Annotated in this window: 14 protein-coding genes; 7 read left to right on the forward strand and 7 right to left on the reverse strand. The window is 58.0% G+C overall.

Annotation, left to right across the window (positions count from 1 at the left end):
• Position 1 precedes the first annotated feature (1 nt).
• On the reverse strand, positions 2 to 454 hold the full coding sequence (locus ABJN86_RS10500; RefSeq protein ID WP_348377656.1) for a DNA polymerase III subunit chi: 453 nt from the start codon (positions 452 to 454) through the stop codon (positions 2 to 4).
• Positions 455 to 456: 2 nt separating this feature from the next.
• On the reverse strand, positions 457 to 1929 hold the full coding sequence (locus tag ABJN86_RS10505) for a leucyl aminopeptidase (RefSeq protein WP_348377657.1): 1473 nt from the start codon (positions 1927 to 1929) through the stop codon (positions 457 to 459).
• Between the two features lie 123 nt (positions 1930 to 2052).
• On the opposite strand from ABJN86_RS10505, the gene lptF reads away from it, so the two are divergent.
• The 6 genes from lptF to rsmA are packed head-to-tail and all read left to right on the forward strand — an operon-like array spanning position 2053 to position 9544.
• Positions 2053 to 3180: an LPS export ABC transporter permease LptF gene (lptF, locus tag ABJN86_RS10510; protein WP_348377658.1), complete on the forward strand. Its 1128-nt coding sequence runs from the start codon at positions 2053 to 2055 to the stop codon at positions 3178 to 3180.
• Positions 3177 to 4274 (forward strand): LPS export ABC transporter permease LptG, encoded by a 1098-nt coding sequence (lptG, locus tag ABJN86_RS10515; protein WP_348377659.1) that lies wholly within the window; start codon positions 3177 to 3179, stop codon positions 4272 to 4274. The genes lptF and lptG overlap by 4 nt, the downstream gene beginning before the upstream one ends.
• 1 nt (position 4275) lies before the next feature.
• Entirely contained in the window at positions 4276 to 6429 is a 2154-nt protein-coding gene (gene lptD / locus ABJN86_RS10520) for an LPS assembly protein LptD (protein WP_348377660.1), read from the forward strand.
• 16 nt (positions 6430 to 6445) lie between these two features.
• The gene (locus ABJN86_RS10525; protein ID WP_348377661.1) at positions 6446 to 7702 is read left to right on the forward strand and encodes a peptidylprolyl isomerase; all 1257 of its coding nucleotides are present in this window, start codon (positions 6446 to 6448) and stop codon (positions 7700 to 7702) included.
• Positions 7699 to 8664, forward strand: coding sequence for a 4-hydroxythreonine-4-phosphate dehydrogenase PdxA (pdxA, locus tag ABJN86_RS10530; RefSeq protein ID WP_348377662.1), 966 nt, complete (start codon positions 7699 to 7701; stop codon positions 8662 to 8664). Before ABJN86_RS10525 ends, pdxA begins: the two co-directional genes overlap by 4 nt.
• A gap of 37 nt (positions 8665 to 8701) precedes the next feature.
• On the forward strand, positions 8702 to 9544 hold the full coding sequence (gene rsmA, locus ABJN86_RS10535; RefSeq protein WP_348377663.1) for a 16S rRNA (adenine(1518)-N(6)/adenine(1519)-N(6))-dimethyltransferase RsmA: 843 nt from the start codon (positions 8702 to 8704) through the stop codon (positions 9542 to 9544).
• Here rsmA and ABJN86_RS10540 read toward each other — a convergent pair whose 3' ends face one another.
• The 3 genes from ABJN86_RS10540 to prfA form a co-directional block, all read right to left on the reverse strand.
• Positions 9545 to 10168 carry a DUF4167 domain-containing protein gene (locus ABJN86_RS10540; RefSeq protein WP_348377664.1) on the reverse strand — a complete coding sequence of 208 codons (624 nt, stop codon included), beginning with the start codon at positions 10166 to 10168 and terminating at the stop codon, positions 9545 to 9547.
• A 219-nt stretch (positions 10169 to 10387) separates the two neighbouring features.
• Positions 10388 to 11164: a peptide chain release factor N(5)-glutamine methyltransferase gene (prmC, locus tag ABJN86_RS10545; RefSeq protein ID WP_348377665.1), complete on the reverse strand. Its 777-nt coding sequence runs from the start codon at positions 11162 to 11164 to the stop codon at positions 10388 to 10390.
• Positions 11161 to 12213: a peptide chain release factor 1 gene (gene prfA, locus ABJN86_RS10550; protein ID WP_348377666.1), complete on the reverse strand. Its 1053-nt coding sequence runs from the start codon at positions 12211 to 12213 to the stop codon at positions 11161 to 11163. Before prfA ends, prmC begins: the two co-directional genes overlap by 4 nt.
• Positions 12214 to 12266: 53 nt before the next feature.
• On the opposite strand from prfA, the gene ABJN86_RS10555 reads away from it, so the two are divergent.
• Entirely contained in the window at positions 12267 to 12500 is a 234-nt protein-coding gene (locus tag ABJN86_RS10555) for a hypothetical protein (protein WP_348377667.1), read from the forward strand.
• 6 nt (positions 12501 to 12506) lie between these two features.
• On the opposite strand, the gene ABJN86_RS10560 is transcribed toward ABJN86_RS10555, so the two are convergent.
• Together ABJN86_RS10560 and ispG are read right to left on the reverse strand one after the other, a co-directional pair.
• Entirely contained in the window at positions 12507 to 13010 is a 504-nt protein-coding gene (locus tag ABJN86_RS10560) for a DUF1499 domain-containing protein (protein WP_348377668.1), read from the reverse strand.
• On the reverse strand, positions 13011 to 14141 hold the full coding sequence (gene ispG, locus ABJN86_RS10565) for a flavodoxin-dependent (E)-4-hydroxy-3-methylbut-2-enyl-diphosphate synthase (protein ID WP_348377669.1): 1131 nt from the start codon (positions 14139 to 14141) through the stop codon (positions 13011 to 13013).
• Positions 14142 to 14214 lie beyond the last annotated feature (73 nt).

Below are 14214 nucleotides of genomic sequence, written 5' to 3' on the forward strand. Positions count from 1 at the left end.
GTCAGCTCTCAGCTTTCTTTTCCCATCGCCCGCTTTCTTGCGACCAATACTGCGCTGAGCATCCGGCGTCGGTCAGCGCCTTCCATTGCACACGCGCCCGCGCGACGGCCTCGCCATCATTCCCGTCAAACAGGATCATCGTGCGATCAGAACCGTTGACCTCGTCCGCGCCGATGTCAGCGCCATCAAGGCTAACAAGACAGCTTGCCCCATTCGCCAGCGCGTCCTTATCAGTCAATAAGATCGGTTGGTCCGCATCATGCGCCCCGCCCGCGCGACCATGGGCAAGAAAGCCGTCGCCTTCCCACAATTTCAGATCAAGATGATCCAACCGCGCGGTATCGCGGCCCCTAACAGCCACACGCCACCCAGCCCCACGCGCCTTGCCCAATAGCATGGGCAAGGTCACCTCCACGGGCTGCGTGGTCATGTGGTAGAAAAAGGCCGCACCCACGGTTATTCGCCCTCGAAGTTGTCCGCGATCAAGCGGTTAAGCGCGCGAACGCCCCACCCTGTGGCTCCTTTGGGTGCGAAGTCAGTGGGCGATTTCACCGACGCCACACCGGCAATATCGAGGTGGATCCACGGGGTTTCAGGCTTCACGAAGCGCTGTAGGAACTGCGCGGCTGTGATGGAGCCGGCAGGACGCCCGCCCACGTTCTTCATATCCGCAATGCGGGATTTCAGCTGGTCATCATAGGCCTTGCCCATCGGCATCCGCCACGCGCCCTCGTCCTCGACACTCGCCGCTTTCAAGAAGGCATTGGATAAAGGATCGCTGTTGGAGAAGACACCCGCATTCTCGTGGCCCAAACCAATGATGATGGCACCTGTCAGTGTTGCGAGGTTGATCATGCCCAATGGTTCGAAGCGTTCTTGGGCGTACCACAGCACATCCGCCAACACCAAACGGCCCTCGGCGTCGGTGTTGATTACCTCAATGGTGTCGCCCTTCATCGACGTCACCACGTCGCCCGGGCGCACCGCGTTGCCCGATGGCATGTTCTCGACTAGCCCCACAAGGCCCACCACATTGGCCTTGGCTTTGCGCATCGCCAGCGCCTTCATCACGCCCGCGACAACGCCCGCGCCGCCCATGTCCATGGTCATGTCTTCCATGCCGCCCGCAGGTTTGAGCGAGATACCGCCAGTGTCAAACACCACGCCCTTGCCGACAAAGGCGAACGGTTTCTCGTCCTTGGCACCGCCCTCCCATTGCATCACCACAACCTTGGATGGACTGTCGGAGCCTTGGCCCACACAGAGCAGGGACCCCATGCCAAGCTTCTCTAAGTCTTTTTCCTCAAGAACCTCGACCTTTAGGCCTAGTTTTTCTAGGTCGCTCAATTGCTTGGCGAATTCGGTAGTAGTCAAAACATTCGCAGGCATGTTGACCAGATCGCGGGTGAAGAACACGCCTTCGGCCAATGCATCAAGCCCGTCGAACGCGGCTTTTACGTCGTCAGGGGCATTGACCATAAGGCCTAAGCCGTCATGCGCGGTATGCTCCGCCGTCTTTTGGTCGGTGTACTCATAGGCCCGCAATGACGCGCCATAAGCCACCTCTTCGGCACGGCGAAGGTTGCCGCAAAGAGCCGTGATCTTTGACTTGCCGCCAGCCTTGATCAACGCCGCACCAGCTTTGCGTGCTTCAGACACGGTGGGGCGACGCGCGACTTTCACGATAATCACGGCTTCGGCTGGAATGTTCACAGGGAAGGACAACACAAGCGTGCCGCCATCTTCCAGTTTCTCAAATGTCTCGCTGTTCACCGCCCGCGCGATGGAGCCACGGGTCAAACGGTTCACGCGCTTGGCTGTTGTGTCCAGCGTGCCCGCAGGTGGCACGAAGATGGCCAAACGCCCCTCCAAATCCTTGATGGCGTCGATGTCGGTGGCGGCGAAGTCTACGGGGATCAAAGCGGTCATGTGTCTGCCTGTTCTATGTGGTTTCCCTATTGCTAGCGCGGCACGAGGGTAATGACCAGAACCCCCTGTTCCACCCCCACATTTTGCGTTAAAAAGCGGGGCAATAACTAAGGAGGACAGGGCGTGGCACGATTCGACAGATACATGCTGTCGCAATTGTTGATCCTGTTCGGCTTTTTCTCCCTTGTTTTGGTGTCGGTTTACTGGGTCAATCGCGCAATTGGACTGTTTGATCAGCTGATCAGTGACGGCCAATCCGCCTTGGTGTTCTTGGAATTCACGCTGCTGACCCTGCCCTACGTCATTTTAATTGTCCTGCCGATCTCGGCCTTTGTGGCGGCGGTTTACGTAACCAACCGCCTGAGCGCGGATTCGGAGATGGTCGTTTTACAAACCGCTGGCGCATCCTCCCTTCGTATCGGGCGGGCTGTGATATTTTTCGGCGTGCTCGTTGCACTATTAGTCGCCATTCTGGCACATTTCCTTGTTCCAGCAGCGCGGACAGAGCTCGCGAACCGCAGTCAGGAAATATCAAAAGACATCACCGCCCAGTTCCTCAAAGAGGGTCAGTTCCTGCATCCGACCTCCGATGTCACCGTCTACATCCGCAACATCACCGAGCTGGGCGAGCTGGAGGAAATGTTTCTTGAGGATAACCGAGATCCGAGCGCAAAGGTGACCTACACAGCCGAACGCGCCTTTCTAGTGCGGGCCGAAGGCGGCCCCAGACTTGTGATGAACGACGGCTTGGCCCAAACCTTTCAGCCCGAGACCGGACGGCTCTCAACCGTCGCGTTCGAGACCTTCGCCTATGACATTGGTGCCTTGATCAAAACGGACAATGGCCGAAACCGCGATCTACGCGAATTGCCCACCACCACACTCTTGGCCCCCTCCGAAGCTGATTTGGCCTCTGCATCAGGGGAGCTTCCCGATTTCTTGTTTGAGGCGCATGACCGTTTTGCAAAATCACTTCTTGCGATTGTAGTTCCCCTGATGGGCTTCGCGACTTTGATGTTGGGCGGATTTTCGCGCTTTGGGGTCTGGCGGCAAGTCATCATCGCGGTGGTTTTAATCATTCTGGTTCAAATGGTGTCAAACGTCGCCGAGGAAACCGCCCGAAAAGACGCGACCTTGTTTTGGCTGGCCTATGCTGGACCGGCCTTTGGCGCAGTTATTGCGGCAGCCCTGCTTTATTCAACATCTATGAAGCGTTTGCGCGGGCGCACACCTAAAGGGGTGCCCGCATGAGGTTGGACCTTTATTTCGCCCGTCGCTTTATCTGGTCGTTCACGCTGGTCTTCGGCGTATTCTTTGGCATTGTTTTACTGATTGATTTGGTCGAGCAAATGCGGCGCTTCGACAGTGAGCAAGTTGGGGTGGCCGAGGCGGCGCAACTTGCCCTTTTGAACGCCCCAGACACCATGTACCGCATGCTGCCGCTGCTTGTCGTCTTGGCCACAATCACCTTGTTTTTGGGGCTTGCCCGCACATCGGAATTGGTGGTCACACGCGCCTCCGGCCGCTCGGCTTTGCGCTCGCTCGCGGCCCCAGTTTTGACCGTGTTGGTGTTTGGAGCATTCGGGGTTGCTGTTTTAAACCCGATCGTTGCCGCAACCTCCAAGCAGTTCGAAGTCGTTTCCAGCGAATACGCCAACACCGGCGGCTCAATCAGCTCGGTGTCTGACAAAGGCCTGTGGCTGCGCCAAGCCAGCGCCGAAGGACAAGTTGTCATTCGCGCGGACCGCTCCAACCTCGACGGAACTCGATTTTTTGGGGTCACCTTTTACGGCTTTAGTGCAAACGGCGCGATTGATTACCGGATCGAAGCCGCTGAGGCCCTGCTTGGGGACGGGAACTGGGTCTTATCGAAAGCCAAGCGCTGGACATTCTCAGACCTAGAAAACTCCGAGAGCGGCGCGGTAGAGCATCCCCAACTCAACATCCCATCAGATCTGACCCGCGACCAAATTCGCGACAGCTTTGGGAACCCATCTGCAATTTCCATCTGGGAGCTTCCTAAGTTCATTCGCCAGTTGGAGCACGCAGGATTTTCCGCCCTACAGCACCGCGTTTGGCTGCATATGGAGCTCGCAAATCCGGTCCTTTTGGCTGCAATGGTGCTCATCGGCGCGGGCTTTACAATGCGCCACACCCGCTTTGGGCGGACGGGGCTTATGGTGCTCTTTGCCGTTTTGATGGGCTTTGGCATTTTCTTTTTACGAAACTTCGCTCAGGTCCTTGGCCAGAATGATCAAATTCCGGTACTTGTCGCGGCATGGGCCCCACCGCTCGCGGGAATATTCCTATCGTTGGGCCTATTGTTGCATACGGAGGACGGCTGACATGCGTGCGGCCCTGTTTGGTTTACTATTGGCGGCGACACTTGCGGCCCCCAGCTTTGCCCAAGACGCGAGCGGCACGGCTAGCCTTGTCGCGGACGACGTTACCTTTGCCAATGGCACGCAAGAGCTGCGCGCCTCCGGCAATGTGGAGATACTGCAAGATGGGACCCAATTGCGAGCCCAGTCCATCACCTACAACGGGGCGACCGACACTTTGGTCGTCACTGGTCCTATCTATATCAAAGACGGCAGCGACACATTGATTGCGGCGGATTTCGCCGAGCTTTCGGGCGATCTGCAAACTGGTGTTCTCAAAAGTGCCCGTGTCGTTTATGCACGCCAGCTGCAACTCGCGGCCACTCAGATCAAACGCACGGAAGGCCGCTACACCCAGTTCTACAAAACGACGGCCTCCAGCTGTCACATCTGCGAAAATAATCCAAATCCACTTTGGGAAATTCGCTCAAAACGGGTGGTTCACGACGCACAAGAACGCCAGATCTACTTTGACCACGCAACCCTGCGCGTCTTGAATGTGCCAGTATTCTACACCCCCTACTTGCGCCTGCCCGACCCCTCTGTTGAGCGCGCAAGCGGCTTCCTGTTTCCCGAACTGCGGTCGAACGGTGACATTGGTGTCGGGATACGTACGCCGTATTTCTTCACATTGGGCGATCATGCCGACCTAACCTTGACGCCTTGGCTTACAACAAAAGGCGCAAAAACGCTTGAAGCACGGTATCGCCAAAAGTTCGCCAAGGGCGAGATCGAGATCGAGGGCGCAGTTACCGACGACAACGTAACCGACGCCGACTTGCGCAGCTACTTGTTTGCGGACGGGACATTTGCTTTGGGTCATGGCTTCACAGGCAAGTTTGACGTCGAGTTAGTTTCTGACCCGGGCTACCTGCTGCTCTATGGGTATTCCGATAAGGACATCCTTGATAGCGCAATCTCTGCGGATCGGGCCAAACGCGACGAATACATCGGCGCCGAGCTTATTCACTTCAACTCTTTACGTGATAGTGATGACAACTCGACCCTTCCGTCCATCGTCGGGGATGCCACATATATCAAGCGCTTTGCACCATCCCACATTGGCGGCCTTGCGACTTTAAGTGCAGAAGTACACGGTCATTATCGCCGCGCAGATACGGATCCAACTGATGAGGGGCTGTCTCGCGATGTGGTCCGTGTAACAGCTTCGGCGGAATGGCGCAGGGATTGGGTTTGGCGCAACGGCATGGTTCTCGCGGCCGAAGGCGCCTTGTTTATTGACGGCTACAAAATTCGGCAGCCCCGCCCTACGGCCTCATTGGCCTTTGACGACACAATTGAAGTTACCCCATACGCCGTACTTGAGTGGCGCTGGCCAATGTTGCGCCAAGGGGTGCTGGCCAACCACCTGCTCGAGCCTGTTGTTCAAGTCGTTCTATCCAAGAGCAGCGACAGCGCAGACGTGGACAACGAGGACAGCCAGTTGGTGGAGTTCGACGAGGCGAACATCTTCGAGTTCTCCCGCTCCCCCGGTGCAGACGTCCGTGAATTGGGCAACCGCGTGAACCTTGGGCTTACCTACACCCGTGAAAGCCACTCGGGCTGGCATCTTGGGCTGACGGTCGGGCGCATTCTACGGTCCGAGGATTTAGGTCAATTCTCAAACTCATCTGGACTGACAGGCAGCAAATCCGATTGGCTTTTGGCCACGCAACTGAAGGTCGGGGAAAACTTCGACCTGATCAACCGCGCGCTATTCGACGATCAATTCTCCTTCGCACGCAATGAGATGCGCATGGCTTGGACCACGGACACCTACCAGCTGTCCTCGACCTATGCGTGGCTGGAGGCTGATATTAGCGAGGGCCGCGACGAAGACACCTCCGAGTTTGGATTTGACGGGGCATACCGCGTGTCCCGCCACTGGACAATTTCCAGTGAACTTATTTACGATTTCGTGAATGATCGTACAACCGAGGCGGGCCTTGGGGTAAGCTACCAAAACGAATGCGCGAAAATGGATCTTTCGGTCTCGCGCCGCTTTACGTCTTCGACTAGTGTGTCGGCGACAACGGACCTTAATCTATCAGTCCAGCTGGCGGGCTTCGGCGCGCGAGGGATTGGCGGAGACAGCTTCGCAAGACAGTGCAACGGATAAGAACAGAGCAGATAATATGATGCCGATACATGCGCGCCTGACACGATTTTTCGCCCTTTCACTTGCGGCCCTTGCCTTAACGGCCCCCTCCGCGAGCGCTCAGCAACAAGGGTTGTTTCAAACGGCGATCACCGTGAACGATATGGTGATCACCAATTACGAACTGCAGCAACGCGAATTGTTCCTGAACCTGCTTCGCGCCCCCGGGAACCCAAAAACCGAAGCGCGCAATGGCCTAATCGATGACCGCCTGCGTCAACAGACAACTCAACGCGCTGGCATCACCCCGTCGGAAGACCAGATTGTGCAAGGCATGGAAGAGTTCGCCGCACGTGCGAACCTGTCAGCTGAGGAATTTATCACCGTTGTTGGCCAAGCAGGCGTAGCGTCAGAAACCTTCCGCGATTTCATCAACGCAGGTCTGGCTTGGCGTGAGTTCGTGCAAGGGCAGTTTGGCCCACGTAGTCAGGTCTCTGAGCCTGAGATCGATCGCGCAATTGCGCTTCAAGGATCAATCGGTGGCGCACGTGTTCGGCTGGCGGAGATCATCCTGCCTTTGGCCCCACGTACCGCTGAGCGCAACCAAGCATTGGCGCAGCGCCTATCAGATACAATCAGCACGGAAGGCGCATTTAGTGCCGCCGCACGCCGTTACTCGGCCTCTCCAACGCGCAACAGGGGCGGTCTTCTGGAATGGATGCCGCTGGGCAACGTACCGCCACAAGTTCGCGCGACCCTGCTCACCCTTGCCCCTGGTGAGGTTAGCGCGCCGCAGAACCTAGGGAATGCCGTCGCGGTTTTCCAACTCCGGGATTTGGAAGACAGTGCTGCCGTATCGCCCGAAACCCAAGCTTTGGACTACGCAACTGTGTTGTTCCCCGGCGGTCGCACCTCCGAGACACTTGCCCAAGCACGTGCCTTTCAAGCCGAACACGACACCTGTGACGATCTCTACACCACAGCCAAAAGCCTGCCGCCCGAGTACTTTGAGCGTCAGGTCCTCCCAGCGGCCGACGTCCCAGCCGACATTGCACTGGAATTGGCCAAGCTCGACAGCAATGAAGTGTCCACCACTCTGACACGACAAAATGGGCAGTTCTTGGTTTACGTCATGCTGTGCGGCCGCACCCTAGAAATCCCGCTCGACGAGAATGGTGAAGAAATTGATCAACGCGCCAGAGTGCGGGATAGCCTGTTCAACCAACGCATTTCCTCGTTTGCCGACAGCTTCCTCGACGAACTGCGCGCCGACGCGATCATCATCGAGCAATGAGCCCCCTTCCCCCCGTAGTGATGAGCTGCGGCGAGCCTGCGGGGGTTGGCCTAGAAATCGCACATACGGCCTATGATGTGTTGCGCGGTGAGGTCCCAATGGTACTGCTTGCGGACCGCCGCCATGTGTCGGGTCCCGTGGTCGAAGTTGACCACCCCTCGCAGGTCACAGGCCAAGAAGCCAACCTGCCTCTGCTGCACCATGAATTCGCAGGCGACGCCGTTCCGTCTCAGCCCGACCCACGAAACGCCCAAGGGGTGATCGACGTGATTGCCCGTGGTGTCGATCTTGTGACGAGCGGTCAGGCCTCGGCCCTGTGCACCCTGCCCATCCATAAGAAAGCACTGAAAGACGGCGCTGGCTTTCAATACCCTGGCCACACGGAGTACCTAGCGGCGCTCGCAGGGGTGGAGCGCGTCGTCATGATGTTGGCCTGCCCGGAGTTACGCGTGGTTCCCGTGACCATCCATATCCCCATCAAGGATGTCCCGCGTGAACTGACGCCAGAGCTGTTGGAAGACACCTTGCGCATCACCAAGGACGCGTTGATCCGCGACTTTGGCATACCCGCGCCGCGCATGGCCGTGGCGGGTTTGAACCCTCACGCCGGCGAAGGTGGTGCCATGGGAATGGAGGAAATCGACATGATTTCCCCATTGCTGCAAAGGCTCGCGAATGAGGGTATGCAACTCCTCGGCCCCATGAGCGCGGACACGATGTTCCACGCCCAAGCCCGTGCAGGTTATGACGCGGCGATCTGCATGTATCACGACCAAGCCCTAATCCCGATCAAGACGATTGATTTCGCAGGCGGGGTGAATGTGACCTTGGGGTTGCCGTTCATCCGAACCTCCCCTGATCATGGAACGGCCTTTGACATCGCGGGCAAAGGCATCGCTGACGCGACCTCAACCATCGCGGCACTTCGCATGGCTTGGGATATGGCGGGCAAGCGCCAGTGACGTTCACCGTGACACGCAAGACAATGGAGACTGAACAATGGCACAAATAGACGGGCTGCCACCGCTCTCTGATGTGATCCGAAAGCATGAGTTATCCGCAAAGAAAAGCCTTGGGCAGAACTTCTTGTTGGACCTGAACCTCACTTCCAAGATCGCGCGGCAAGCGGGGGATCTTACCGGATGTGACGTGCTAGAGGTTGGCCCCGGCCCCGGCGGCTTGACCCGTGGGCTTTTGGCCGAAGGCGCGCGCAAGGTGCTGGCCGTCGAAATGGACCCGCGCTGCCTTCCCGCCTTGGCCGAAATCTCGGACGCCTACCCGAACCGCTTGCAAGTGATCCAAGGCGACGCCCTGCAAGTGAACGCACTGGAGCATTTGACGCCCCCCATCCGCGTGGCCGCCAACCTGCCCTACAACGTGGGCACGGAACTGCTGGTGCGATGGTTGACCCCCAAGGAGTGGCCTCCCTTCTGGCAAAGCCTGACCTTGATGTTCCAACGCGAGGTGGCGGAGCGCATCGTGGCCGCCCCCGGCACCAAAAAATACGGGCGCTTGGCTTTGCTGGCGCAATGGCGAGCCGAGGCGCGGATTGTTATGGAATTGCCGCCCGAGGCCTTCGTACCTGCCCCAAAGGTGCATTCCGCCGTGGTGCATTTGACTGCGTTGGAAAAGCCGCGCTTCGAGGCGGACGCCGCCATCTTGTCGCGCGTGGTGGGTGCTGCCTTCAATCAGCGCCGCAAAATGCTGCGTGCTGCCCTGAAGGTCATGGGCCCCGATATCGAGGACCGCCTGCGCGCGGCAGGTATTCCGCCCACGGAGCGGGCGGAGCAAGTCTCATTAGAAGCGTTCTGTGCGTTGGCGCGTGAGATGGCCCGCGACTGATTACTCAGCCGCTGGCTTTTCGTCCTTAGGCGCCTCATCCGTAGGCTTTGCCTTGGGCTTGCGCGTGCGTGGCTTGCGGGCAGGCTTTGGCGCGGCTTCAGCCGTCTCGACCAGATCGCTGCCAGCGTTGTCGCGACCTTCGTTCAGGTCGATTACGTCGGGTTGCTCACCACTGCCAGCGCGGGCTTCTGCGGCGGCTGCAAGCGCGGCGGGCGACATGTCATCCACGGCAACGATTGGCTGTGAGTCTTCCTTGCGCTCGCGAGGTTGGTCGCGGTTTTGGTTTTGCTCGCGTTTCTCGTCACGCTTTTGCTGCTGCTCACGCTGGGCTTGCTGCTGCGCCTCATGGGCCACGCGGCGGGCTTCTTGTTCTTTCATCGCCTCGCCTAACATGCGGGCGTAATGCTCTGCGTGTTGCGCGAAATTCTCGGCGGCAACGCGGTCATTGGCCAGTTGTGCATCACGGTGCAACTGCTGGTATTTCTCAATAATTTGCTGCGGGGTACCGCGCACCTTGCCCTCTGGGCCGGAACTGTCGAACACTCGATTGACGACGTTAACGCCGGACCGGTTGTTGTTGTTATTACGGTTCTTACCGCGCGAGCGGGACTTCGATGATCTCATGAGTTTTGGGTTCCAGCCATTAGCGCTTTGGTCTTGCTTCGATCCTGACCGCTTCTTAGCTCGCGGCGTCCCCATGACATTAGGATCGAGACCTTATTTTGGGCTTAAGCGTAGGGGGCGATTATCGCCTGCGTCCTACTGGGGATGACAAAAGCAGCCAAGCCCCAGTTTTGCAAGATGATTCTACGAATTATCGGCAAAAGCCGCACAAAAAAGTGACTATCTCGGCGCTTTCGCCCGTATGACACGGTCTTTGCCATTCAAGTCTGGGATGCAGGCCACATCCCTCCAGCCCGTCGCTTTGAATATTTGTTGCACGCTGTCCCCCTGATCGAAGCCTATTTCAAGCAAGACGTAGCCGTCATCGGCCAAATACGCCGCCCCATCGCGCGCGATCAAACGGTAGGGCGCTAAGCCATCCCCACCGGGCGTTAAGGCGATGCGTGGCTCAAACCGCTGAACCGTGGGGTCCAGCTCGTTGTAGGCCTCTTCAGTTATATAGGGCGGGTTAGAGGTAATCAGGTCGAACCGCCCCTCAATTGCGCCAAACCAATCGCTTTCAACCAACTCAAGGCGATCCAGCGTTTCGGTGACAACAGCATTGCGCGCAGCGACGCTCAAAGCCTCGGGCGAGATGTCTGCCCCTACCCCGCGCGTCGTTGTGCGCTCCGCCAATAGCGAGCAGATGATGCAGCCAGATCCAGTGCCCAAATCCAACACCGTGTCGAACGGCAGGCTCAACGCCGCCTCAACCAAGGTTTCCGTGTCAGGGCGCGGGTCCAAGACGTCCGCCGTTACCACGAAGTCATGGTTCCAAAAGGCCCGACGTCCCTTGATGTGCGAGAACGGCTCATGGGTGGCACGCCGCGCCACAAGCTCCTCAAAGTCGCGGCCCTGCTCGATGGCCAAGGCCTCCAGCCGCCTTGCCTCGTTGCTTGGGTCGGGAATGCCCGCTTCATGCAACCGAACGACAGCAGACGACAGCGGGTCGCTCATAGGCCTTGTTCGGCCAGCATCTGAGCCTGTGCATCAGCCGTAAGCGCATCGATAGTTTCGTCCAAGTCGCCCTGCATCACCTGATCAAGCTTGTAGAGCGTCAGGTTGATCCGGTGGTCCGACATGCGGCCCTGTGGGAAATTATAGGTGCGAATACGCTCCGAGCGGTCCCCGCTGCCGATTTGGCTTTTGCGGTCAGCAGAGCGTTCATCGTCAAGCTTTTGGCGCTCCAAATCATACAAACGCGCGCGCATGACTTGCATCGCGATCTCGCGGTTGCGGTGTTGGGATTTCTCGGCGCTGACAACGATGATGCCGGTTGGAATGTGGGTGATACGCACGGCGGAATCCGTGGTGTTAACGTGCTGCCCGCCCGCCCCTGACGCACGCATCGTGTCGAGGCGTAGATCGCTTGCGGGAATGTCGATGTCGACCTCTTCCGCTTCGGGCAACACCGCAACTGTTGCAGCCGAGGTGTGAACCCGTCCGCCACTTTCGGTCACAGGCACACGTTGCACACGGTGCACGCCGCTTTCAAACTTCATACGGGCAAATACGTTTTGCCCCTTGATATGGGCCGTCACGGCCTTCACGCCGCCCAGCTCGCTTTCCTGATATTCAATCAGATCAAAGGTCCAGCCACGCCCCTCGGCGTAGCGGCGGTACATGTTCAGCAAATCGCCTGCAAACAGCGCGGCTTCGTCCCCGCCAGTACCCGGGCGTATTTCCAACATCGCAGGTTTGGCGTCAGCCGCGTCGCGCGGCAGCAAGGCCAACTTGATCGAGGCCTCAGCGTCAGGCAGGCGTGCCTCCAAGAGGGGCAACTCGTCCACCGCCAACTCGCGCAGCTCAGGGTCGTCCATCATGGCGCGGGCTTCATCTACATCCGCTATAAGCTGGACATAGGCCGTGACCTCATCCGCCACGGGTTTCAACTCGGAGTACTCGCGCGAGATGCCCGCGAAGTCTTCCGTGTCGCCAGATGCAAGCCGTGCCTCAAGATACTCAAAGCGCTCGGTGATTTGTTGTAGTCTGTCTAATGGAACCATGCGGTGTTGATGGACATTTGGTGCATTGGGGTCAAGTGTGCTAAGCTCGCGGCATGTGGAAATATGCAGCGGCTTTTACCGTGCTGGCCCTACCAATTAGCGCGGACGCGACATCGGCGTCGGTAAAGACTGTCGAATGTTACTGTACTGATAAGGCTGGCGGCCGCGTTGAGTTGGGCGAAAACCGATGTCTGAACGTCGGCGGGCGTGTCTTTATGGCCCGCTGCGAGATGTCGCAAAATGTGCCGATGTGGCGCGAGGCCGAAGGTGGCTGCGTAACCGGTTAGCACTATTCACGAAGGTCGCTTGATCGGGTTGCCGAAGCTATCCTTCATGGGCAGCGCATAAAGTTGGTCAATCCAGTCCTCAATACGCGCCTTGTTCACCCCCATATCCGACTTGCCATAGATTAACCGTCCATAAATACGCACATATGCGCCCATGTTGGTTGTCTCGACCTCAATCGTGGTCACATCCGGAAAGCCCCACAACGCTGAACGGGTCACATAGGTCGCATGGCTCACCAGCGGGTTGCCCCCCTCAACAAGCGATCCTGAAAGGCGCGTCGTGCGCGGGGTTCCCTCGACCACATCAGCAATATTTTTCGCAATGTCCCCTGCATTTACTGCAAGTGACAGGGTCTCATAATGCCCCGAGACACCGGCGCTGAAGTCATCAGCCCTCACCAGCTCGCGTAGATTGATGTGGTGGGTGTCCGCTGCCAAAGGCCGCAACCGCACGATGGCAGCAATGCAAATCACCAATGCCAGCAGGATCAAGCCGATGGCTTTACCCATTTACTCAGCGGCCTCGGTTGCCATTTCAGCCTCAATGGCGCTGGCGCGTTCTTCAACTTGCTCGACGATGTGATCGACCATCTGATCATTGCTCAGCTTATGGCTTTGCTTGCCCGCCAGATACACCATGCCGGACCCCGCCCCGCCGCCGGTGAAACCAACATCTGTCATCAAGGCTTCGCCGGGGCCGTTCACCACGCAACCAATGATGCTCAGGCTCATGGGGGTTTTGATGTGCTCGAGGCGTTTTTCCAGTGCTTCCACGGTTTTGATCACGTCAAATCCTTGGCGCGCACAAGATGGGCAAGAGATGATGTTCACGCCGCGGTGGCGAAGGCCAAGTGACTTTAGGATTTCATAGCCGACCTTCACTTCTTCCACTGGATCGGCAGATAGGGACACGCGAATGGTGTCGCCGATGCCGCTCCACAGCAGATTGCCCAAACCGATGGCAGATTTAATCGTGCCTGCGGTCAGCGCGCCCGCCTCAGTGATGCCAAGATGGATCGGTGCGTCCGTGGCTTCGGCCAAACCTTGGTAGGCGGCGGCGGCAAGGAAAACGTCAGAGGCTTTGCAGCTGATCTTGAACTCGTGGAAGTCGTTGTCTTGCAGAATACGGATGTGATCCAAGCCGCTTTCGATCATCGCATCGGGGCAAGGTTCTGCATATTTATCAAGGAGGTGCTTCTCTAAAGAGCCAGCATTCACGCCAATCCGAATGGAACAGCCGTGATCTTTCGCGGCCTTGATCACTTCGCGCACCCTTGAGGCGTCACCGATGTTGCCCGGATTGATCCGTAGGCAAGCGGCCCCCGCTTCGGCAGCCTCAATGGCACGCTTATAGTGGAAGTGAATGTCAGCCACGATAGGTACGGGGCTTTCCTTAACCACTTCGCGCAAAGCCTTGGTGGAACTCGCGTCGGGGGTCGATACACGAACGATGTCAGCCCCCGCCTCGGCACAGGCTTGCACTTGCGCCACCGTCGCGGCCACATCCGAGCTGTCCGTGTTGGTCATCGTTTGCACGGTAATCGGCGCATCGCCCCCTACAGGTACGTTTCCAACCATAATTTGGCGGGACTTGCGGCGCTCGATTTGGCGCCAAGGACGGATCGAATGAAGGGAGGACATGGGCGACAAGCCTTATGAAGCATTGCTATTGGTTGGAGATATACCCCTCAAGGAAGCGGGTCGCAATGAGCGG

It is taken from the genome of Litoreibacter sp. (genome assembly GCF_039974535.1).
In the GTDB taxonomy this organism is placed as follows: domain Bacteria; phylum Pseudomonadota; class Alphaproteobacteria; order Rhodobacterales; family Rhodobacteraceae; genus Litoreibacter.

Excerpts from the sequence above, each read along its gene's own strand:
- ABJN86_RS10525 (WP_348377661.1), top strand. The coding sequence starts at position 6,446 with ATGATGCCGATACATGCGCGCCTGACACGATTTTTCGCCCTTTCACTT.
- lptG (WP_348377659.1), top strand. The coding sequence starts at position 3,177 with ATGAGGTTGGACCTTTATTTCGCCCGTCGCTTTATCTGGTCGTTCACG.
- pdxA (WP_348377662.1), top strand. The coding sequence starts at position 7,699 with ATGAGCCCCCTTCCCCCCGTAGTGATGAGCTGCGGCGAGCCTGCGGGG.
- lptD (WP_348377660.1), top strand. The coding sequence starts at position 4,276 with ATGCGTGCGGCCCTGTTTGGTTTACTATTGGCGGCGACACTTGCGGCC.
- ABJN86_RS10540 (WP_348377664.1), bottom strand. The coding sequence starts at position 10,168 with ATGAGATCATCGAAGTCCCGCTCGCGCGGTAAGAACCGTAATAACAAC.
- ispG (WP_348377669.1), bottom strand. The coding sequence starts at position 14,141 with ATGTCCTCCCTTCATTCGATCCGTCCTTGGCGCCAAATCGAGCGCCGC.
- prfA (WP_348377666.1), bottom strand. The coding sequence starts at position 12,213 with ATGGTTCCATTAGACAGACTACAACAAATCACCGAGCGCTTTGAGTAT.
- rsmA (WP_348377663.1), top strand. The coding sequence starts at position 8,702 with ATGGCACAAATAGACGGGCTGCCACCGCTCTCTGATGTGATCCGAAAG.
- ABJN86_RS10560 (WP_348377668.1), bottom strand. The coding sequence starts at position 13,010 with ATGGGTAAAGCCATCGGCTTGATCCTGCTGGCATTGGTGATTTGCATT.
- prmC (WP_348377665.1), bottom strand. The coding sequence starts at position 11,164 with ATGAGCGACCCGCTGTCGTCTGCTGTCGTTCGGTTGCATGAAGCGGGC.
- ABJN86_RS10555 (WP_348377667.1), top strand. The coding sequence starts at position 12,267 with ATGTGGAAATATGCAGCGGCTTTTACCGTGCTGGCCCTACCAATTAGC.
- ABJN86_RS10505 (WP_348377657.1), bottom strand. The coding sequence starts at position 1,929 with ATGACCGCTTTGATCCCCGTAGACTTCGCCGCCACCGACATCGACGCC.